A 23,493-nucleotide genomic window follows, 5' to 3' on the forward strand; every position below is an offset into this window, starting at 1 on the left:
TTTCTTTCTCCCCCTTACACTTTTGACCGTAACAATCGGAATTGAATCGCAATAATAATTAAAATAACAATAAGCAGTAGAATGACAATGGCAGCTGCTCTTCCTGGATCTGAATAGACAAAGGCACTATTGTAACTTTCAAGCATAAGTACATTTGTACTATCCTCTGGACCGCCGCCCGTCAAAATATACATCGGCGCAAACAATAAGAAATTCGCTACAGTATCGGCTACCATGACAAAGGTAAGGGGTCTTTTCATTAAAGGAAAAGTTACATTTTTAAATTGCTCCCATTTTCCCGCACCATCAATCGCTGAAGCCTCATAGAGTGATTGAGGGATTTCCTGCAATCCGGCAAGAAGGAAAATGGCCCAATAGCCAACACCTTTCCATGTAGAAATTGCCATGATAACCCATAATGCCTGATGCTTGCTTGATAAGAAAAGTTGTTGCGGCAATCCAACAGCCGTAAGCAATGAATTAATAACCCCTTGATCGGGATTAAGCATAATATTCCAAAGGATACATGCAATCGGTAATGACACGGCAATTGGTATAAAATGAATATTTCTGAAAAAGTTGATGCCCTTTATCTTTTTATTCAGAAACATTGCAAGTAGAAAAGCAAGCAGAATTTGAACCGGATTAATGATCACATTGAAAAACAATGTCACGTATAAAGAATGCCAAAACGTACGATCTGTAAACAACGATATATAATTACCCAACCCTATAAATTTATCTTTTTGACCAGCAATAAAATTTGGTGAAAATAGACTGTCCTTAAAAGCAATCAAAATAGGATATACTTTAAATATTATGAGTAATCCGATAGCTGGAAGTAAAAATAAATAAGGAACATATCTGGATTTTGGCATTATCTCACCCCTTTTTTTGTTATAAATTTAGCGTTGTTTAATAAGTCTTTATTTCACAACATGACGATATTTTTCAAGCAAACGATCAATTTTATATGAGGATTGATCAAGGGCGTTTTTTGGGTTTGCTCCATTTTTTATATCGTCGAACGTTCTGTCATAAAGATTCTCAAACTCTAAATAACCGGGCGTAATCGGCCTTGGCGATGCTGTGTGTTGAACTTCATAACTTGCAAGGCGATAAACGTTCTTAGGAAATGAATCATATGAAGGGTCACGATTAATTGCTTGCAGTAGATTGCGATTATCCGGAACGTTTTGATAAATATCAAACCACATTTTTGCGCCTTTTCCTATTGTAAGAAAGCGGATAAATTTTGCTGCTGCTTCTTTTTTAGTCGAGAATTTTGAAATTCCAAGATGCCAGCTTCCTGTTGGTGTCGCGACTTTATGTCCTTTAAAATATGGATGAGGTGCAACCCCAAAGTTTACTTTCGCATCAGAGAATTCTTTAATATTCCATGTCCCGCCGATAAACATCGCTATTTTTCCTGTTTTGAAATACTCTTTTGACTCGTTTGCCGTAATTTTCGGACTTACTTTCCATTTATTAAAAAGGTCATAATAGAACCTTGCTGCTTGTACAGATTTAGAAGAATTAAGATATCCGTCTGTGGTAAGGCCATCTTTACTGATGACATTTGCTCCTAAACTATCTGAAAGCGCTAAATTCTGATAGGCTCGTCCAACTTGTTCAAAACTGAAACCAAATACATCAGGATATCTATTTCCGTTAGTATCGTAAGTAAGTTTTTTTGCCGCTTGTACGACCTGATCCCAAGTCCAACGTTTTTTAATATTAAATTCCGGAGGTTTCACACCCCTTTTTGAAAAAATATCCTTATTATAAAAAAGAACCTGTGTTGACGTATTCATTGGTGCCGCCATCAGTTTGCCTTTATATGTTCCTTCCTTTATTGATGAATCAATCCATGCTTTACGTTGTTCTTTCGGTGAAATATAATGATTGAGCGGTTCTAAATAATCTTTTACCGAATAATTCGCGACAAGAGGACCATCTACCGTAATGATATCGTAAGTCCTTGATTTTGATCCAAGCTTTACTTCTGTATTTTCAAATAACTGTTCATAAGGATATGTTTCCAAATTAACTTTAATTGTTGGATTTTCTTTTTCAAACTGTGCAACAATTTTCTTAAGACTTGAATTCCAATCTGAAAGTGTCATCATTCTAATAACAGTAACACCATTCGTCCGTTTTGAATCTGTCGTTGTTTCTTCGCTTGACTGGCACCCCGCTAGAAAAAAAATAAGTATTAAAGCTGTAAAAACTGAAATCAGTTTCTTCATTTATTAACCCGCCTCTATTTGATAGTCGTCTTCAGCAATAAGACTTTCATCAATCACAATCTCTCTCAAAAAGCGTCTTATCGAAACCCGCAGTTCAGTTTTAACTTTTTAAGATTTTTCATGGTATTATTGGCGCATCCAAAGTAGTTATGAAGTTTTTTATATTCCTCATAAAGTTGATCATAAATTTTCACATGTTCAGGTACCGGGGTATATGTTTTTTCTTTAACTTTCGCTATTTTATCCGCTGCTTCAAATATGCTGTTATACCCGCCTTTTTCTTTTCCAGCAACAACCGCTCCAAACATGGCAGCTCCGTAAGCTGATGATTGCTTTGAATCAGCAATTTTAATCTCACGGTTCATAACATCAGCATAGATTTGCATCAGTAATTCATTTCGCTGGGGAAGTCCGCCGCAAGCAAAAAGTTCATCAACCTCGATTCCAGCTTCAACAAAACTTTCAATAATTTTTCGAGTCCCAAAAGCAGTTGCCTCTAATAAAGCTCGATATATTTCTTCTGGCTTGGTTCCCAATGTTAAACCTACAATTAACCCCGTCAGATCAGAATCTGCTAGAATACGGCTACCATTCCACCAATCTAGTGCCAATAGTCCGGATTGTCCCGGTTTATAAGTTGACGCTTCTCGCTCCAGCCATTTGTGAATACTTAATCCTTCTTTCATTGCTTGCTGTTTTACATACTCTGGAACACTATGGTTAACAAACCATGCAAAGATATCACCAACAGCTGCTTGTCCGGCTTCGTATCCATAAAATCCTGGTATGATGCCATCCTCTACAACACCTGTTATTCCCTTTATCATTTTCTTCTTATCTGATAGCAGCATATGGCAAGTGGACGTCCCCATTGTCATAACCAATTGTCCGTTGCGAACAGCCCCAACGGCTGGAACAGCAGCATGTGAATCGATGATACCTACAGCCACCGGTATCCCTTCTGGTAATCCCATGCGATCTGCCATTTCCTTTGTTAATTCCCCGGCTTTACTTCCAATTGGACGAATGTTTCCACGCATTTTTGTATCTGCAACATGTTCCAGTCGTTCATCTAATTGTCTAAGAAATTGTGGATCAGGATATCCCGCGTCTTTATGCCAAAGCGCCTTAAATCCACTCGTCGCGTTACTGCGTACCAAGGAGCCCGTTAACCGGTAAACCACCCAGTCACATGCCTCTAAAAATAAGTCAGTTTTCTCAAAAATTTTTGGCGACTCTCTTAATATTTGTAATATTTTTGGAAACATCCACTCTGAAGAGATTTTCCTGCCGTATCGGTTTATAAATGATTCTCCTAGTTTTATTGCAAGATGTGTTATTTCATCAGCCTCCTGTTGGGCTGCATGATGTTTCCATAGTTTTACCCAACTATGAGGATGCTTACTCCACTTAGGATTAAAACACAAAGGGACATGATTATTATCCAAAGGTAACATCGTACATGAAGTAAAATCTACACCAATTCCAATGATCTCTTGCGGATTTATTTGAACTTGATGAATAATCTCCGGAACAGATTCATAGAGTACTTTCATGTAATCCGCAGGATCCTGTAAACTCCAATCATTTTGAAGCTTTTTACCAGTAGGAGGAATCTCATCTATGACACCGTGGTTATAATGGGTTATATAAGTGCCGATCTCTTCACCTGTTTCTACATCAATGAGTAACGTTCTACCTGACTCAGTTCCAAAGTCAAAACCGATTGCATATTTAGCTCCCACGATTCCCCCGCCTTTTTATTTTTTAAATAAATTCATTAATTTTTATAGGGTTAATTCTTTTGAAGACGTCTTAACCTTTACACCAGATAAGTCGCCATACAAAACTTTAATTTCTGGGATTATCTCTCCAGTAATCTCGTCCATTTCCTGATGATATGTTCCCCAAGCAGTTCCAGTACTCCAAAATGAACTAAAATTCTCTTTATTAATTACAGGATTAAAGCTTATCTCTTTTTTGCCCATATCGACATTAAATCCACTTAGCGATAGCAATAAGCCCCAACTGGCCATAGAACGAGCATAATGGTGCCCGCACTCTACTTCATTCCATGGATTTCGTTTTATACCATCATGCCTTTCCTTAATCGCTTTTACTATTGTTAGCCCTTCATCTACAAATCCTTCATATATTAAATGGGTGGCAACCTGATATTCTACTCCTGTCCAAACTTCATCTGAATAGATAAATGGAAATTTCGGGCGGCCTCCATTTGGCCAGCTGCATAAAACCAATCCCTTTTCATCATCCATAACATATGTTCTTTGGCAATTGACATGATTACTAAAATTATCCCTAAAATTGTATTTGAAAATAGATTGAATAGCTTTGTTTACATGTTCTTCAGGTAATAAATACCCTAATCCTAAAATATGAGCAATTTGTTGCGCCAAAAGCTGATCGGACAGACACCCTTCTCCATGTTGATATTTAACTTCATCAACATCATTTATTTTCTGTATATAATACTCTCCATTCCATAACATATCGTCCGTACGGCTTCTGCTTAAATCAAAAATATTTTTGCACTTTTCAGCCATCTCTAGATCGTTTTCTATTTTAGCCATTTCTTCAACAGCTCTTAAGGCACCAAGAAAAAACAAATGACTTAAAGGATTAGGCCCATGAAACTCAATATCATAAGTGTTATGCTGAATACCATCTAAAACTAAATCTCCATCTGTATCCCATTGAACTAATGCAAATGTCAGAGCTTTTTTCACATGAGGCCACATATTGTCTAAAAATTCCTTATCCCCACTTATTTTCCACTCTCGATAAACTCTCATAATAGATCCCATTTGACCATCTACCGCTGCGGGGGCTTTTTTTTCTTGAAAAATCCATTCTGAATCAAACATTTTTACGGCTCGGAAATTCATATGACCGTCTTCTTCCAATTCCTCAAGAAATTCAGTCTTTCTCATATTCCGTTCCAATTCAGGAAACAAAAATGCCAATGTTTGCGCATAACCCCAAACATGAGTGCAATTACCGTCACAGCATCCCCAATTGTCAAAACAACCTTCATACCCCAAAAAATGTCCGTCTTTTAACCACATACAGGTTGGACTTCTTAAAACCGTTATATTACTTGAAATTGCTTCAAGTACATAATTTGGTAAAGTTGATGAAAACAAAGCATGATGAAATTTAAATGATTCAGTTTTTAGCCGATCAAAATTTTCATAAATATACTTAGTTACATCCCAAGAACTATTGAACCTTTTCGAATAGTAATTTTGGGTTATTTCTCTCCCTTTTTCTTTCACACGATGTCTCTCGCTCCAACCGTTAATACGATTAGGGAAGTACCATGTTAATAAAAATAAAAATTCCTTTTCTTCTTGAGGGTTTAATGTTTCATAAATACTTAATGAACCTGTGTCACTCTGACGCTCATAGAATACTGAATCAATACTGTTCACTGATTTCCGATCTGTTGAAGGTGTTGTATAACCTAAATCATTCAATTTCCCATCTTTTGAGAAATCATCCCAAAATTCTTGCATTTCATCAAACCAACGGCCTCTTAGCCAAACAGGTTTAAATGTCACATTTTTATTTGTTGTTGTCAATGCAACATTTCCATATTTCAAATCATTTTTGTCATACTTTTTTGAATACATATAAAGACCTTTAAAATCCTTTTCCTCTCTGACTTCGTTTACATTTAGTCCGCCTAACCCTTGATAATTACTAAATTCATCATACTCGATACCTCCAACAGGATTATACAATGAACCCGCAATTGCAACATCAGTTTTCATTTCAGATTTATTTTTTACCTTATATTTTAAAATTGCACATGGTATTCCTGAATCTTCTGTATTTAATGGAATAAATGGTGTGTAAGCTTCAAGCTCAACATCAACTGGTAAATCATTGTCTTTAAAAACTACATTAGCAATAGGATATTCCCCTTTTAACGCAGATGAACTCATTCGTGGTAAACCAGCCGCAGTATTAGGATAATACCCATGTGAGCCGGAATGGGGAGGGGGAACTTTACCTTCTAATACTTTTGCTATAGATGGCTGATTCATCTCTTTTGCCCAAATACTAAAAAATTTATTTGGAAGTTTCAGTCCCTTATTTGGATGATTGAAAATCTCCCAGTCTCTTAAATCCCCGCGAGAACCAAGTGAAACATTTCCCGTTCCGATTCCGCCAAGTAAAAATGCAGCCTCAGTTGCTTTTTCTGTAAATTCACGAGAACCCGTATTTGAATAAATTTGATTCGAATATAATGTCCCATTTATCTTTTCCATTTATCATTTCCCCTTTATCTTTAAGAATTATATTAAAATAGAAACTATAGGCTAACCTTTTACCCCACTATTCATAACACCCTTGACATAATGCTTCTGTAAAAATAGGAAAGCTATCACTATCGGCAATGAACTTATCGTTGATGCTGCAAAAATTTCTCCCCAAGAAATACCTTCAAGCGAAGAGTAAGATGAAATTCCTATATTAATAACCTGTTTTGTATCGTCATTTATCACAATAAGCGGCCATAAAAAGCTGTCCCATTGAGCAACGAATGTAATAATTGCAAGGGTTAACAATGCTGGAATTGCTAATGGTATGATAATCGTTATATAAATACGAAACCATGACGCCCCATCCATTTTTGCTGATTCAATGATGTCTTTTGGAATCTCTTTAAAGAATTGATATAACAAAAATATCCCAAAAGCCCAAACAATTTGTGGAATAATTAATGCTTTAAAAGAATTAATCCAATGTAAATTTTTAATAATTAAAAATTGAGGAATCATAATAACCTCATAAGGAATTGCTAAAGTAGACAGAAATAAAATAAAAAGTAATCTTTTATAAGGGACGTTCATTTTAGCAAACGCAAACGCTGTCATAGAGTTTACAAAAACACCAATAACTGTTACTGTTAGGGATACAAAAAATGTGTTAATTAAATATTTAAAGAAAGGATTTTCTTTATCTAAAAAAATATCGATATAATTTTGCAATGTCCAATGAACTGGGAAGAATAAATGCCAACTAAGATGAGAAAATTTAAATATTTCATCCTGGGATCGCAAGGAACTTAAAGTCATCCATATCATTGGCAGAAGCATTATCAAAGCTATTAAACATAGAATAATATAATGTAAAATTCTAACCGTACTTTTTTTCATATTAACCACCTTTTAATCAGTATCGGCTCTAAAATACTTAAGTTGAATAATTGATATAATTAATACAATGATAAAGAAAATACAAGCCGCAGCTGCTGCATAACCAATATTTAACAAACGAAAAGCTGCTTCATATATGAACAAAACTAAATTTTCAGTGGAACCAGCTGGGCCCCCGCCATCTGTTGTAATGTACATTGGGACAAATACTTTAAAAGCATCTATTGTTGTTATAATAACAACAAAAGCTGTTGTTCTTTTTAACATAGGCATTGTGATATAGATAAATTTTTGCAAAGCATTAGCACCGTCTATTTGTGCAGCCTCATACAGTTCATCAGGAATATTGTTTAAACCAGCTAGAAATACTAGCATAAAAAATCCAACGGCTTTCCATATGCAAAGAATGATGATTCCAATCATAGCCAAATTCGGATTAGATAAAAAATCAATAGGGTGTATGCCAAGGCTGACTAGTAACGAATTTAATAATCCATAATTTTTGTTATAAATTAGTTTGAAGATAGTAGATGCAACTGCAAAAGAAACAGCTACAGGCAAAAAGTAAATGGCTCTAAAAATTCCTATGCCCCGAATTTTATTTTTAATAAGAAGAGCTAAACCAAGCGCTATTGCTGTTTGAATAGGAATGACGATAACAGCAAAGTAAAATGAGTGAATCAAACTTTTAAAAAATTCTTTGTCTGAAAAAAGGCTTTGATAATTCTCCAAGCCAACAAACGTGCTACTGCCATTTAATAAATTATACTTTTGAAAGCTTAATACCAGGGCATGAAGCATCGGATAAATCCAAAATACAATTAACAATACCAATGCAGGCAATACAAAACATAGCGATGTTATTTTTTCTTTCTTTAGACCAATAAATGTACCTAACCTTCGACGCCGCTGTTTTAAACCAGACGTTTTGATTGGTTTCACTTCTACCTTCACTCATCTTCACCCCTTTAATCTTAGAGATAACAATACTTCCCCTTACAATAATCATCTTTTAAGTTCCTTATCAATTTCATTCACTGCATTTTTTAATGCATCATCTTCTTTTACTCCACCTAGAGTAACATCATCAAACAAATCTCTAATTGATTGACTAATCATTGGGTAAGAAGGAGTTACTGGTCGTGGATGAGCATATTTTTCAGATTGTTTGACAAAGATATCCATTGGATATTCTTGCAACTCCGAAAATGATTTAACTGTTGATTTTCTGGCAGGTACATTTTTGGTATTCTTGTACCAAATCTTTGAACCCTTAACACCTGTAACCCACTTAACGAACAACCATGCCTCCTTAGGATGTTTAGAATTTGATGAAATTGCTAAATTCCAGCTGCCATTAGGCGTTACTTGGTTTTTCCCTTTCCACAATGGGGCTATGCCGTAATCTTTTCCTTATTTAAAATTTGGATATTGTTCGTTTATATAACTAAGTTCCCAAGCTCCGTCCATAAAAATAGCTACTCTTCCATTTTCAAACCCATCCTCTGGCAACTCTTTAGGAGCAACTGCTTTAGAGTTATACAAAGACGAGAAAAATTGTAAAGCTTTTTTACTTTCTGGAGAGTCTAAATAACCTTTCGAAGTTGAATAATCAGGGCTTAAAATTTTTGCTCCTGCTTGCCACAAATACGTCTCTTCTGCAAATGATGTCCCTTCGTCGTCTGAAAATCCCCATGGCGTTGGACCCCACCCATATATTTTTTTAGCAGGATCTGTTAATTTTTGAGCAGCCTTTAATACTTGATTCCATGTCCAAGCTTTGTCCGGATCCTTTGGAGGTTGCGGGATATGATGTTCTTTAAACAATTTTATATTATAAAACATGACTAAACTTGCATCATTTCGCGGTGCTGCATATACTTTACCGTTATATGTCATCGCTTTCATAACTGGTTTAAAAATGTCTTCTTTTTTATAACCTTTTTCACTCATATATTTATCCAAGGGTATAATAGCACCATTTTTAGCATAGAAGGCAATGTTTGGCGCATCCATTCCCATAATATCCGGTGCTGAATTTCCCGCTATCGCAGTTCGCAGTTTTGTCTCATACTGTGTAGAAGGAAAATCCTTAGTAATAATTTTTATATTTGGATACTTTTTTTCAAAAGATGTCACCAATTGTTTCCATGCTGTATTTTCAGAGACGTTATGAATCTTCCAAAATGTAATTGTTGCTTTTTTCGAATTTTGATCCTTATTGGCTTGTACATCAGAACTGCACCCTGTATCAAAGACAAACAACAAAATTAATATTATTGAATAGATAAAAAATTTTTTCACTTTACAGCTCCTCAGTTTTATAGTCAACCTTTATCAATTAACCTTTAATCAACAATATTAATATTTAGGCTAGAGAATTTATCTTCTTAAAGGTCTTTTACCTTTGCAGTTAAGTAAAAGACCTTTCTCTTTTATTTATCTCTTTAACATAACGCCAAATCTTCTATTCTCTTCTATTTATATAAAGGACCGTAAACTTGGCAAGCACGATAATCAGCCCCTTCCGATGTACCAAATGCTCCCCAAACACTTGGACGGAAGATACGGTTTTGATCCACGTTATGCATCGAAACAGGAATCCGCAACATCGATGCAAGTGTTATTAAATCACCGCCTATATGTCCATAACTTAAAGCGCAATGATTAGCTCCCCAGTGATTCATGACTGAATAAACATCTTTAAAAGGCCCTTCACCTGTCAATTTCGGAGCAAACCATGTAGTTGGCCAAGTTGGGTTTGTCCTCTGATCCAATGTATCATGAACATCCTGCGGCAACTCGACTGAATAGCCTTCTGCGATTTGCAGTACAGGTCCTAATCCGTGAACTAAGTTTAATCGAATCATTGTCAGTGGTATTCCTCCCTTGGTTAAGTAATCGGTTGAAAAGCCTCCTCCCCGAAAGAAATCCACCGCCGGACACCATTCAGTTGCATTAAGACACTTTTTGACTTCTTCCTCTGTAATCTCCCAGAAGGGTTTCATCGCCGGGTGTCCATTAATTAACTGCTCTCCTGTTCCATCCAAAGTTGCTGGTCCTGAATTATTCATATGGATGATGCCGTTTGCAGCCATACCTGTTAATTCTTTTCCTGTTACCCGTTTAACCGCCTCAGGACTCCAATATACTTGAACATCTGCAAAAATCTGAGCCGTATTTGTCAAAAGATGACCGAACAACATACTAACAGCATTTAAAGAATCATTTTCTGTGGCAACAATAAAAGGTTCCCTTATACCATTCCAATCAAAAGATGACGATAAAATTGCTTCCGTAAAATCTCCATTAGGCATAAAATCGGTCCATTCTCTCTGACCTTGAAATCCAGCCGCAATCGCATTGTGTCCAAGCGCCTCCTCACCAAATCCTTTTTCAGCCAATCTAGTATTACCAATCATAAGGTCCCTTGCAATTAGAGTCATCTTTACAACTGTTTCCCAATCCTTATCTTTTTGTTCCCTTGTCCTTTGCTGTTCAGAAGGATTAATATCTCGACCTTCCTTACAATGCTCTCTTACCCATTTGATTGCTTTAACGTATTCCTCTTCATCATAAATATTTAACTTTAGACGTCTGATAAATTCGCTCATGTCTACATATTCATTTCGCATCCCAAGATAATTTTGGAAAAAATCTTCATTAACGATACACCCCGCGATCCCCATCGCAACAGAACCCATAGAGAGATAAGATTTACCTCTCATGATAGTGACAACTAATGCAGACTTGGTAAACTGCAATAACTTTTGTTGAACATCTTCTGGAATAGTTGTATCTGTCATATCTTGTACATCTCGACCATAAATCTTAAAAGCAGGCAATCCTTTTTGATCATGGGCAGATGCAGCTGCAGCCAAATAAACAGCACCAGGTCTTTCTGTTCCGTTAAACCCCCAAATAGCTTTCATGGTGAGAGGATCTTGATCCATCGTTTCCGTCGGATAACACCAGGAAGGCGTAACAGTAATCGTAATATCTACCCCGTGACGTTCGAATTTTTCTTGAGTTTCAACAGCCTCAGTAACACCGCCTATACATGTATCGGCAATAACACATTCAACAGATGAACCATCAGGATATTGAATACTTTTTTCTAAAAATATAGAAACTCTTTTGGCCATATCCATTGTGACTTCTTCTAGTGACTCACGAATACCATTTCGCCGACCATCAATTACCGGGCGGATACCGACCCGTGGGAATTGTCCCACTAATCGATTTGAACGCTCTCGTTTCACACTTTTTGCTTCCAACCCTTTATCCCCTTTCCACTTTAAATTCTTGTTTTATAACAAGATTAATAATTTTGATTTCTTAACCATTTTAAATGACTCAATACATCAATTAACCCTATAATGTTATCGGTAACAGGAATATATCAAACAAAAAATATATTGTCAATGATGAATATTTAGTAAAATCCCATTTATTTGATAAAATTAATGCAAATTTTTAAAAAAACAAGTATAATAAAATGAGTATTTTATGATATCGGTATCAATAATGTATTTTGAAGAGGAGAAATAATGTGGTTACTATTTATGATATAGCAAAAAGAGCTAACGTTTCCCCGATGACTGTATCAAGAGTAATAAACAATTCTAAACAGATTAGTGAATCAACAAGACAAAAAGTACAAGCAGTAATAGAGGAGTTAGGATATATCCCGAATTCTGCAGCCAGAAGTTTAATATCAAAAAAGACTAAAATTCTTTCCCTATTGATCACAGACATAACAAACCCCTTTTTTACAAGAGTAGCCAGAGGCGCTGAAGATAAAGCAAAACAATTTGGATATCAAATCCTTTTAAGTAATACTGATGAGGATTTTAAAAAAGAAGAAGATTATATTGACATGCTGCTTTCTACAAATGTTGACGGTGTGCTACTTGCTCCGACCGGAGATCAATCAAAGAAAAATATTAAAAAACTGATTAAGCGGGATATTCCATTTGTTTTACTTGATCGGGAGATAGAGGGGATTGAATCAGATATCGTATTAGGAGATAGCTATGAAGGAACCCGCAAGCTTATAGAACACCTCATTCAACAAGGACACAAAAAAATCGCTTTAATTAATGGCCCTCTTTCCGTATCTACCGCAAGAGAAAGACACAAAAGTTACATTGAAACACTTAAATTGTCAAACCTAAAGGTTAATCATGATCTTATTTCAGAAATCGGATATAACAAAGATGATGCCGATACGATAATTAAAAATTTAATTTCGTTACCAAAGTTCGAACGCCCTACCGCAATTTTTGCGGCAAATAACTTTATTGCGGTAAATGCTATTAAAGCCCTTCGAAAATTTGGATATGAAGTTCCAAAAGATATGTCTATTGTTTGTTTCGAAGACTTCGAACCGATTACAGGCTTTAATCCTTTTCTTACCGCTGCTATCCAACCCGCCTATAGTTTCGGTTATACAGGTATCCAATTTCTCATCGAGAGAATTGAAGGGAAAGCTCCTAAAGAATATCGAAAGATCGTTCTTTCACCCGAAATCGTTATCCGGGAATCATCACGTTTGATCAAAAAATAGTCCGCAGATTCCATAAATGGAACAAGCGGATTTTCTTTTTTATAAAAATAAAACATGAATAGCGAGGGTAACTATTTCAATTAGCCTTCAAACCTTGCACCAAGCTTTAAGGTGGACGTAGTAAACAACTAATCAGTAAATTTTTACTGGTTTTTCAGAAAAATATTCAAAGGCTGTTTTGGAAATATAAGGTATGATAGATTCTGATTCATAATAGGATCCGTCCATGATAAAAACGGATATAATAAGTTGACCTTTCTCTTCAGGCAACTCAATAATCCCGACATCATTAACAACATTGCCGATCCATCCTGTTTTATTTGCCACTCTAGTTCCGGGAGGTAAAAAATATGGGATCCTTCGGCGAAGCTGTTGTCGAGACAGCATATCAAGCATTGCCTCGCTTGCTTTTATAGAAACAAGCTCCTTTTTCAACATTTTTTCTAATAAATTTGTCGAATCAAGAGGCGTCATTGCGTTTGTATGCGAGCTTCCTGTAAATACGATGCTTTCTGGATCAAAGCTTTTTCCGGAAAATAATGCTTGGTGCACAGTTTCATAGTATTCCTGACTATAAGGCTGCGGCGTAAAGCCGATGCTTTCCTGAAGCCAGTCCCATAGTGTTTGTTTGACATGAATATTCTCAAAACCGAGTTCCTTCATATACCGGTCAACATTTTCTACGCCGCCGACAATATCTAAGATTTTATCTGTTGCCAGGTTGTCGCTGACAATCGTCATCAGCATAGCTAAATCCTTAATCGACACTTCCGCCCCCGGATCAAGTTCTCTTAAAATACCTGAACCTGTGACTCGATCCTCTTCTTTTATACGAATACGTGTATCTAATTGTACTTTACCTTCCTCTATATCTCGAAATAATGTAATAAGAATTGGAATTTTAATGCACCTCGCTGCTTGAAACAGCCGTTCTGAGTTGATTTTCACCTCTTCACCAGATTGAATATGCCTTATCAAGATCCCAAAAGAGCCCGAAATCGGTTCTATCAGCTGTTCTATTTTCTTCTGTAACATAATTTAATGACCTCCTATTAATGATTTGAATTATCTTTAGTGTGGATATATGCTTGACCATTCACCTTTAAATAACCCATTTTACGAAATCAGTATATTCCAAAAACTCATTTTACAGGAGGAGCCTCAAGCCCTTTTTGTTCTTTATAATTGCGTTTTAATATTAAATTTTGGAAGGACTGTTGAGTTTGCGGGATAAAAAAGGAACTAAATGCTACCAGCAGTGCACCAAATGCCAGGAAAGCAAAGCCGGCTTGATAAGAAATCGTCTGAATCAAAAAGCCCATAATCGTCGGAGTTAATATGCCTGCCACTTTTCCTCCCATATTAACGATTGAACTGCCGACACCTACTATTTCCGTAGGAAGGAAACGCATTGGCAGTCCTAAAATAGGCATATAACATAGTGTCATAAAAAAAGAACTTAACGTTAAAAAAAGAATAAACATGCCCGCGGATTTGACACTTATCATCGAAATTAAAAAAATCATGGCAAGTATCGAACTTGGAATAAATATTTTACGATGCCGACCATGAAACCGGTCAAACATCAAGCCGCCAAGTATTGTTGCAATAATAGAGACAAATGGTGAGATCGACATTAATAAACCGGCATTCACTAGATGAATATGTTTTTCAGTAATTAGAAACGAAGGGACCCAAGAACCAAGTCCAGTAACTATCACGTCGTATCCAAAAAACATGAAAAACAGCCACCACATAACTCCGCTCTTAAAGAGATCGCTTGTACTTATAGACGAAGTCGATTCCTTATTTGCTGCTGCGTTTTTATGTAACGAATCGTCGTTTTCATCGGCAGACAATAATTCTTGAGATGTCAAAGGGCGAGGCAATAAAAACCATATAAGAACAGCGATGATGATCCCAACCCCAGCAACATAGTAAAATACATGATGCCAACCTATAAATAGAATTGCAGGAGCGATAATTAATGGTGCAAAAGCTATTCCGACAGAGTTAGAAGCCATCGTGAACCCATTAGCAGTTGAACGTGTTTTTTCCGATGTTCTCTCTGTAATGCATTTATAAGCAGCCGCCGGAAAAATACCCTGGAATATACCAAAGAAAACCCGGACAATAAGTAAAGAAAGATAATTGAAGGCTGCCCCTGTAAGAGCGGTAAAAATAGACCAGGAAACTAAGGCAAATGTCATGACTTTTTTTGAACCGAAACGATCTGTTAAGAACCCGCTTGGAATCTGTACGACAGCGTAAGAGAAAGAGAATACACTAAGGATGAGCCCCTGTTCTACCTTATTCAAGTGAAACTCTTTTCCAATATAGGGAAGAGCAATTGAAACGATTGAACGATCCAAGTAATCAATAAACCAGGCAAAAAACAGAATAACAACGGTAGTGACAGTCATTTTCTTAACTATTTTGGCAGTATTTGCTGTCATTACTTTTTAACCTCCTCATATCGGTTGGATTTAAAGGGGAACACAACTTAAATGCCTGGAAAATGATCATCAACCCATTTTTATATCATACCCATCTTGTAATAAAGCTGATCATAAATATTCCGTATAATAAAATTGGAATTAGTCTCCGAGCATTTTCGTACAGCCTCCTTTTTTAATTCTTTTGCCTCAATATTATCTTGTGAAAAAATCAATATATCAGTTAAATGAAGGACCATCTGATACTCACCCTTATCCATTAAATCCCTGCATCTTTTCAAAATGATATTCGCATCCTTCATTAAAGATAAAATCTCATTAGCGACATCCTTTTGTTTACATGGCTGAAGATTTGTTGGATTACCGTCGAACCAGCCGGTATACCTTCTGTAAGTCCCCTTAATCGCAAACTCCAAGCAACCGTAGGACGGCTGGATGTATTTGTTATTCGTTAAATCTGAGGGTAATTCAATCTCTTCGAGCATCATTTCTAATGTCATTCCTTTATTTAAACAGTCTATAACTTTCTCGTGAACAAACCGCAACACATCAATAATCGCTTGCAGACCATCCTGAATGTCCTGCTTGCTGCATAAAGCCCTTCCATGTCCGGGAACTAATACATCCGGTTTTAGCTCTTGAATTTGTTGACAAGTTTCATACCACTCTCGTTCAAAGCGATTTACTTTCAAAGGATTGCCTATATTTGGAAAGGCATTGATAAAGAAATCCCCGGAGTATACGATATTGTCTTCCGGAACATGGACGAAACAATGATCGTCTGTTTCTCCCTTTCCGTGCATAAGATAGATGGTCTTATCGCCTAATTTAAATTTGTACTCTTTGGAAAAAGTAATATCCGGGGTAATAAAGTGAAAAGATTCAAGACCTAATTTCCCTTGAAATTGGACTGAATTAATGCGTAAATGGTAGTCATTCAGTTTTCTATATTTATAAAATCTATCAGCTATATTCTCATGGCCTATAATTTGTGTATTCGTTTCTTTGAATACTTCGGTAGAATTTACATGATCCAAATGTCCATGAGTATAAATGATGTAACGTATAGGTAATTTTGATTTTTGACGAATGGCATTATAAATCGCTTTTGCATGCTGTTTATTTAAAGTTGTATCAATCACAACAATGCCATCCGTTGTCATGATAACGCCAACATTTGCAAAATTTGAAACGTAATAATGGCCGTTTTTCAGTGAAACAAGTTCTATCTTTTCTATCGAATTTTCAACAATATCATCCATTTGTCTATCTAATGGTAACCGTTTCAATGATCTGCTGGAACTCATAAAATACCTTCTTTCTGAAGATTTCTATTTTCAATTTCCCTCTAAAAATCCACCCTCATAACCGGTAAAACCCTCCTTATCAATTAAAGTTCCTTGCTGTCAGAGGCAAATGAATATGAAGATCATTGTATGATTAAGATCTCATCCAAGAGACTAAAAGGGCATTAACTATACGGAAAATTCAATAAATTGTATATAAAAAAAATAACCTTTTGTTTCTAACTTCTGCTGATAATCTTCATAACTAATAAATTTGTATCTGCTAATTTTAAAATTCAAATCCATTAAAGTGAATGTTTATCATCTCTTTTCTTTGATAGATAACAAGAGACTATCACTTCCTCACTTTCTATAAGTAATGACATAAAAAAATGCAATTGGGACTCGACATACTGTTCCAGGGACATCCAACCATGAAGACGTGATTCCTTTTTCAGTGCCCACATATGACCAAGACTCACCACATCAAATGCAAGTAAGTCTGCATCTATATCGTGCCGAAAATTCCCTTTCTGCTGTCCCCCGCGAATTATATCTGCAATTACACGCGCGGTCTCGCTCTCCATATTTAAAATCTTAGTACAAGTATCTCTATCTAAAGTACCAAGGTCTTTGTAGAGGATAACAAACAGATCGGTTACCTGATCAATAGAACGATATAATCCGCGTATCACATACTGGAGCCTTTCCACCGGGTTGGTCATTTCATTACCGTGACTAAAAACTTGCTGATAAATGCTGTTTACAACGGCAAGTAAACTGAGTAAAATATCTTCCTTGTTCTTGAAAATGTAATAGATCGAGCCAACACTTACACCCGCCTCTCTAGCAATATCTGGTATCGAGACACCGTGGTACCCTTTTTCGCTAAAAAGTTTCTTAGCAGTCTCTAAAATTTTATCCCTGCGTCCGTTAGCATCACCTCTCATGGCGCCACCTCCATAAACATTATACAATATTTTAGAATGTTCATTCAATAAGAATGTTCATTCCAATTTACAACAAATTATAATGTGATTTATCTAGCCTTTTTCTGCCAATATAAAAAAGCAGGCAAATGCCCGCCTTTTGAAACCGCATACAAATAAAGGTAAAAATCAAATGAAAATATTGAGAATTAATACACATACAAAAGCTGTAACTGAGAGCAAGGTTTCGAGTACCGTCCATGTCTTAAATGTTTCTTTAACAGATAACCCCAAATATTGTTTAACGAGCCAGAAACCTGAATCATTAACGTGCGATAACATTAAAGATCCCGCCCCCGTTGCAATAACAAGCAATTCTTTATTTACACCTGTCATATGTTCAGCTACTGGAGCAACAATGCCTGCGGCTGTAGTTAAAGCAACTGTTGCCGAGCCTGTCGCAACCCTTATTAAGCCGGCAATGATAAATGCTAATACAATCGGTGATAAGCTTAAGTTTTGCGAAATATGACCGAAAGCTGTACCTACGCCGCTGTCAACAAGAACTTGTTTAAATCCGCCGCCGGCACCCATGATCAACATGATAGCAGCGAGTGGTTTTAAACATTCTTCTATAAGCGCTGTGACTTTTCCTTTATTCACTTTTTTATGGAAGCCTAATGAAAAGTAAGCGACGAAAACGGAAATTAGTAGTGCAATCACCGGTGTACCAATGAACTTTGCAAAATTTATAATTGCATGATTCAATGGCAAATATTCTATAACCATAGACAACAACATTAGTAAAATTGGCAGCAAAATCGTAATTAAAGCTGCTGTAAACGATGGTATATGCTCAGATAAGTGACCGCCTGATTTAACAGCCATGCTATCCTTTGTTGAAGCGGTTTCATTAAATCCAGTGTTTACAGCTGTCTCATTGCTTTCCCCATATGGACTAAAAGATGGTTTTACTCTTTTAGAAACCCATTTACCAAATAGCGGACCTGCAACAATAGCAGACGGAATAGCAACAATTAATCCATAAAGCAAAGATTTGCCGACATTGGCCTTATAAATGCCAATAGCAGTCATAGCACCGGGATGCGGCGGAACAATCCCATGAACAATAGATAATCCGGCAATTAACGGCAGACCAACAAACAGAATTGACTTCTTCGAATTTTTAGAAATTGAAATGACTAATGGAAGCAGCAGCACAACACCAACTTCAAAGAAAACCGGCAATCCAATAATGAAGCCTGAGAACATCATTGCCCAGTGTAATTTGCTCTCACCAAATTTTCTTGTAAGGGCATTAGCTATTTGCAGTCCCCCGCCTGAATCGGCCATCATTTTACCTAAAATCGTTCCAAGACCGATAATTCCCGCTAAATCACTTAGAAGACTGCCGACACCTGTTTCATAAGAGCTTACTAATTTATCAAGCGGCAATCCTGCGAAGATGCCTAGGAACAAACTGGCAATAATCAAACTTAAAAAAGGATGTAATTTAAGAACTGACACACCAAGTATAATAACAACAATCGCAGCCAATGTAATACAGACTAAATACCAATCTCCCATCGTATATGCCTCCTTCTCGTCTACACGATACGGTTATATGAAAACTTGATAGTGTAAAGGTAAGGCCAATCCAGAAGATTGGCCCTCCTTCTATTAATCTTCAACTTCAACAATGATTTCAATTTCAACAGGTGTATTGAATGGCAGCTCATTTGCCGCAATGGCAGACCTTGCGTGCTTTCCTTTTTCACCAAGAACTTCTTCAAGAAATTCAGAAGCGCCATTAATGACGTACGGCTGATCGACAAATCCGGGAGCTGAATTAACAAATGCTAATACTTTAACGACTTTTTTTATTTTATCAAGATCGCCGATTTGCCATTTAATCGCAGTAAAACAATTAATAATACATTGTCTGGCAGCTTCTCTTCCTTGTTCAATGGTTAAGTCTTTGCCTAATTTACCTTCATAAATGAGCTCGCCGTTAACCCGGCAATCCATGCCTGAAGTATAAACCAAATTTCCTGTACGGTTACATGGAACATAGACAAACTTTGGTTTTGCTTGCTCCGGTAAAATAACACCTAGTTCTTCCAATTTCTTTTCAACAACACTCATGATGTACACCTCTGCTTAGTTTTTTTTAAAAGTAATAATCTATTATTTAAATACGTTTGTTTTCTTAATTTAGTGACATGCGCATTTTACGCTATGAAACGGAATAAAATGGCCTGCCTTCTTGTGATTATGTTTTTCGTTTTCAATTGTTAATTGACCGTTAACAACGACATGCTCAATACCTTCAGGCAATGTCATTGGGTTTTCATAGGTTGCCAGATCCGCTACCTTGTCATAATCAAAGATTGTAATATCGGCTTCATAGCCTTCTAGTAACAATCCTTTATTATTTAATCTGAATCTCTTTGCCGGGAAAGAAGTCATCTTTCTAATCGCATCTTCTAACGTCAAGATATTTGTATCTTTAACATATCTTTTAATCACTCGCGGGAAAGTTCCGTATAGGCGCGGGTGCGGTTTCCCGGTGTAACAAGTTAAACTGTCTGAAGCTATCAAAGATTTAGGATATCTAATAACTTCTCTGACATCTTCCTCGTTCATAATGTAATAAACAATGCCGAGATTGCCTTCAGCCTCAACAAGGAGATCAAGGGCTTGATTGATAGGATCTTTGCCATTTAATTGACCAATCTCTTTGACGTTTTTACCTTCATATTGCTTCATTTTATCTGACGTTACGGAAGAAATAACGACATTTTCCCAGCCTGTAGAATAAACAAGGTTGTCCCAGTCTTCCCGCTCTTCGGACAGCTCGCCAATAATCTTTTCTCTGTCTGTCTTATCTTGTAATCTCTTAAGGGTATCTCCCATACCCCCTTCTAATGACCAAGGCGGCAGCAATGTTGTTAACATCGTGGAACTTGCATTGTAAGGATAAACATCACAGGCGATGTCCATGCCTCTGCAACGCGAGGCTTCAATGAGTTCCATGGCCTGCATAACTAATCCCCAGTTCCTTTTACCCGCTGCTTTAAGATGGCTGATGTGAAGTGAAATCCCTGCTTTTTCGGCAATCCAAATGACATCTTTAATTGATGAAAGAAGGTTATTGCCTTCGCCTCTAACATGGGTTGCAAAGATACCATCATATTTGGCAGCGACTTTACAAAGTTCGACGAGCTCTTCCTTGCTGGCGTAACAGCTCGGTGCATAGAGCAGTCCGATCGATAAACCGATTGCTCCGGCTCTCATCGCATCATCAACAATTTGTTTCATTTCATCCATTTCTTGCTTTGTCGGCTGTCTTTTATCGAATCCCATCACCGCAATTCTGACAGCGCCGTGAGCCACGTATGAAGCCGTATGTGAAGAAGCCAGGTTTTGGTCTAAAACATTGAAATACTCTTCAACAGTATTCCATTTCCATTCACAATAAGATTTTCCCAAAACAGGCTGCGTGTAGACTTCTAGCAGTTCTTTATACTTGTTCTTTACTGGAGCCGGCGCAAGACCGCAGTTACCAACCACTTCAGTTGTAACGCCTTGCCTTAATTTGATTTCACTCTCAGGAAAATCCAGAATCATCAAATCCGAGTGACAATGCCCGTCTATAAAACCAGGGGAAACAAACTTGCCTTTCGCATCCAATATTTTATGACCTTTATTGTCAATTTTACCTATTCTAACGATTTTATTGTCTTTAATGCCGACATCCGCATTAAACCAAGGATTTCCCGTGCCATCAACGACTTTGCCGTTTTTAATGACTAGATCATACATGCTAATCCTCCTAGTATAAGTGACCTCTTGCTGCGACTTTTTCTTTCTTGATTTCACCATCTAGTGTTTTGAGATAGACATCATTATGCAAGTTAACAGTACTGCAAATGTGATTAGGAATAATTTCTACGACATCGCCTATTTCTAAATCACAGTCTCCGTTGAATTCTAAAACACCATGTTCTTCATTCATCCTGGCAAATGTTAAATTGCTATGGCCGACAACGATGCCAAAGCCTTTTAAATTTAATGGAGCATGGCCTGGCTGAACATCTGTTGCAAATGTCTTACTGCCGCCATCAATCACCAAATGGTCATCATATTTTCCGACGACTGTTGCGAATACACGGGCAGCGCAATCGTCGATATCGCATAAGCCAAATTTTACTTGCATGGCATCGTTAAAAATGTACGTCCCGGGTCTAATCTCTGTCACACCTTGAACATTAGCAGCAGTTTTCGCCGTAGGACTTGAACCGACGCTCACGGAGGCAATGTCAATACCGTTTTCCGCCAACTCCCGCTTCAGCCCGACCATTAATGAACCTTCTTCTTCTCCTGATTTCTCCAAATCAAGCGTAGATTCACCTTTATAAACGGCACCTTTAAAAGTGAAAATACCTTCTAACTCAAGATTTTCTAATTGAACAATTTCTTTTGCCAGTGAAACCGCTTTATCTTTAGTCACACCCGTTCTGTTTAAACCTGAATCAATTTCAATTCTTACTTTTAATTTCTTGTCCGCACCGGTCATACCAGCGTTAAGTGTCTTAGCGCCTATTAAACTATCAACACCGACGATAAACGTGTCCGCTTGTTCGTTAATGTCTTTTATTAATTCGGCTTTCTCTTTTGTAACAATCGGATAAGCCAAAAAAATATTTTTTATGCCGTTTGCAAGCATGACTTGTGCTTCAGAAAGCTTAGCAACTGTAATGCCTGAAGCGCCGTATTCTTGTTGAAGCTTAGCCAAATAAGGCATCTTATGTGTTTTAATATGCGGTCTTAATTGGAGCTCCTTATTATCAGCGACCTTTTGCATTTTCTCAATGTTAGATCTTACTTTTGCCTCATCTATCAAAATATATGGAGTCAGCATATTAGACTCTCCTTTCAAAATCTAGAAAACCAATCTGCGAAAGGGTTTTCATAACTCTGTAAATAAAGGCATTTGGAATGCCTTATCTTATATATCAAATTATTTTTGCTGAGCAGATCTTACCTCATCTAAATAATTGTAAAGCGTAAACTTGGAAATATTTAAATACTGGCATATTTTATCTCCGGCTTTTTTGACTAAGAAGGCTCCCTTTGCGTCCAGATACTGAATCGCCTTTAATTTATCTTCTTTAGTCATATTGGCCGCCGGCTTGCCTATTTCGTTTTGGCATTCTTGAATTAGGAAATCCAAGACTTCATTAACATCATTTACAAAGACCTCGCTGACTTCTTGCTCCTGTTGGCTCATCGTAATTGATTTAATTGCATTTTCCGCCATCATAAGATCGGAAATATCGAGATTTATACACAAGGAGCCGATGGTTTCCCCTTTGCTGTTTTTAAAGTAAATGGAGGTGGAACGCAGCATTTTCCCATCTTTTGTTTGGGTCAGATAGTTATAACGGTCTCCGTCCTTAACAGTACCGCGCAGAACCTCAAGTCCTAAATTACTGCTTGGATCTCCTATTTTTCTGCCTGTAACGTGACCATTTTCAATCGCTACAATCGTACTTTCAATACCTTCAGTAAGATCGTGAAGCACAACCTCGCAATTTTCGCCAAATTGAGCAGCGATGCCTTTGATCAATGGCTGCAGAAAATCCAGCTCTTGCTTGACTGATTCTATTAAAAGCACCTCCAATCAAATAAATAATTTTTTTATGATATAAAAATTATTTTTATTGTTAACGTCATTATAAATAATAAACGATTAAGGTGCAACAGTTTAATCTCTTTTTGTATAAATTTGTCGAAAAAAAGCCTCCCCTTAAAT

17 protein-coding genes and 1 pseudogene are annotated in these 23,493 nt (G+C 36.8%); 1 reads left to right on the forward strand and 17 read right to left on the reverse strand.

Features of this window, described 5'->3' with window-relative positions; all coding sequences use genetic code 11:
- Positions 1–14: 14 nt before the first annotated feature.
- The 8 genes and pseudogenes from ACFQRG_RS16315 to ACFQRG_RS16350 form a co-directional block, all read right to left on the reverse strand.
- Positions 15–878, reverse strand: a complete 864-nt coding sequence (locus tag ACFQRG_RS16315; protein ID WP_380967959.1) for a carbohydrate ABC transporter permease — start codon at positions 876–878, stop codon at positions 15–17.
- A gap of 48 nt (positions 879–926) precedes the next feature.
- The gene (locus ACFQRG_RS16320) at positions 927–2,249 is read right to left on the reverse strand and encodes an ABC transporter substrate-binding protein (RefSeq protein ID WP_380967961.1); all 1,323 of its coding nucleotides are present in this window, start codon (positions 2,247–2,249) and stop codon (positions 927–929) included.
- Between the two features lie 77 nt (positions 2,250–2,326).
- The gene (locus tag ACFQRG_RS16325) at positions 2,327–3,994 is read right to left on the reverse strand and encodes a ribulokinase (RefSeq protein ID WP_380967964.1); all 1,668 of its coding nucleotides are present in this window, start codon (positions 3,992–3,994) and stop codon (positions 2,327–2,329) included.
- 42 nt (positions 3,995–4,036) lie between these two features.
- Positions 4,037–6,544 carry a GH116 family glycosyl-hydrolase gene (locus ACFQRG_RS16330; RefSeq protein ID WP_380967966.1) on the reverse strand — a complete coding sequence of 836 codons (2,508 nt, stop codon included), beginning with the start codon at positions 6,542–6,544 and terminating at the stop codon, positions 4,037–4,039.
- Positions 6,545–6,595: 51 nt separating this feature from the next.
- Positions 6,596–7,435 carry a carbohydrate ABC transporter permease gene (locus tag ACFQRG_RS16335; protein ID WP_380967968.1) on the reverse strand — a complete coding sequence of 280 codons (840 nt, stop codon included), beginning with the start codon at positions 7,433–7,435 and terminating at the stop codon, positions 6,596–6,598.
- 12 nt (positions 7,436–7,447) lie between these two features.
- Entirely contained in the window at positions 7,448–8,389 is a 942-nt protein-coding gene (locus ACFQRG_RS16340) for a carbohydrate ABC transporter permease (RefSeq protein ID WP_380967970.1), read from the reverse strand.
- A gap of 51 nt (positions 8,390–8,440) precedes the next feature.
- Positions 8,441–9,739 (reverse strand): annotated as a pseudogene (locus tag ACFQRG_RS16345) (ABC transporter substrate-binding protein).
- Positions 9,740–9,912: 173 nt separating this feature from the next.
- Positions 9,913–11,712, reverse strand: coding sequence for an L-fucose isomerase (locus tag ACFQRG_RS16350; protein WP_380967972.1), 1,800 nt, complete (start codon positions 11,710–11,712; stop codon positions 9,913–9,915).
- A gap of 275 nt (positions 11,713–11,987) precedes the next feature.
- On the opposite strand from ACFQRG_RS16350, the gene ACFQRG_RS16355 reads away from it, so the two are divergent.
- A complete protein-coding gene (locus ACFQRG_RS16355; RefSeq protein ID WP_380967974.1) occupies positions 11,988–13,004 on the forward strand; it encodes a LacI family DNA-binding transcriptional regulator in 1,017 nt (338 codons plus the stop codon).
- A gap of 132 nt (positions 13,005–13,136) precedes the next feature.
- Here the strand turns inward: ACFQRG_RS16355 and ACFQRG_RS16360 are convergent, their stop codons facing one another.
- From ACFQRG_RS16360 to ACFQRG_RS16400, 9 genes are all read right to left on the reverse strand, one after another.
- The gene (locus ACFQRG_RS16360) at positions 13,137–14,039 is read right to left on the reverse strand and encodes a serine hydrolase (protein WP_380967976.1); all 903 of its coding nucleotides are present in this window, start codon (positions 14,037–14,039) and stop codon (positions 13,137–13,139) included.
- 107 nt (positions 14,040–14,146) lie between these two features.
- On the reverse strand, positions 14,147–15,460 hold the full coding sequence (locus ACFQRG_RS16365) for an MFS transporter (protein WP_380967978.1): 1,314 nt from the start codon (positions 15,458–15,460) through the stop codon (positions 14,147–14,149).
- 80 nt (positions 15,461–15,540) lie between these two features.
- Complete coding sequence (locus ACFQRG_RS16370) at positions 15,541–16,767, reverse strand: alkyl sulfatase dimerization domain-containing protein (RefSeq protein ID WP_380967981.1); 1,227 nt, start codon at positions 16,765–16,767, stop codon at positions 15,541–15,543.
- A gap of 284 nt (positions 16,768–17,051) precedes the next feature.
- Positions 17,052–17,696 (reverse strand): TetR/AcrR family transcriptional regulator, encoded by a 645-nt coding sequence (locus ACFQRG_RS16375; RefSeq protein WP_380967983.1) that lies wholly within the window; start codon positions 17,694–17,696, stop codon positions 17,052–17,054.
- Between the two features lie 168 nt (positions 17,697–17,864).
- Positions 17,865–19,262: a GntT/GntP/DsdX family permease gene (locus ACFQRG_RS16380; protein ID WP_380967986.1), complete on the reverse strand. Its 1,398-nt coding sequence runs from the start codon at positions 19,260–19,262 to the stop codon at positions 17,865–17,867.
- A 93-nt stretch (positions 19,263–19,355) separates the two neighbouring features.
- Positions 19,356–19,820 carry a RidA family protein gene (locus ACFQRG_RS16385; RefSeq protein ID WP_380967988.1) on the reverse strand — a complete coding sequence of 155 codons (465 nt, stop codon included), beginning with the start codon at positions 19,818–19,820 and terminating at the stop codon, positions 19,356–19,358.
- 69 nt (positions 19,821–19,889) lie between these two features.
- Positions 19,890–21,500 (reverse strand): N-acyl-D-amino-acid deacylase family protein, encoded by a 1,611-nt coding sequence (locus ACFQRG_RS16390; protein ID WP_380967990.1) that lies wholly within the window; start codon positions 21,498–21,500, stop codon positions 19,890–19,892.
- Positions 21,501–21,510: 10 nt separating this feature from the next.
- Positions 21,511–22,599 (reverse strand): alanine racemase, encoded by a 1,089-nt coding sequence (locus ACFQRG_RS16395; RefSeq protein ID WP_380967993.1) that lies wholly within the window; start codon positions 22,597–22,599, stop codon positions 21,511–21,513.
- Between the two features lie 99 nt (positions 22,600–22,698).
- On the reverse strand, positions 22,699–23,346 hold the full coding sequence (locus tag ACFQRG_RS16400) for a helix-turn-helix transcriptional regulator (RefSeq protein WP_380968037.1): 648 nt from the start codon (positions 23,344–23,346) through the stop codon (positions 22,699–22,701).
- Positions 23,347–23,493 lie beyond the last annotated feature (147 nt).

The organism is Scopulibacillus cellulosilyticus (genome assembly GCF_042665295.1).
GTDB lineage: Bacteria > Bacillota > Bacilli > Bacillales > Sporolactobacillaceae > Scopulibacillus_A > Scopulibacillus_A cellulosilyticus.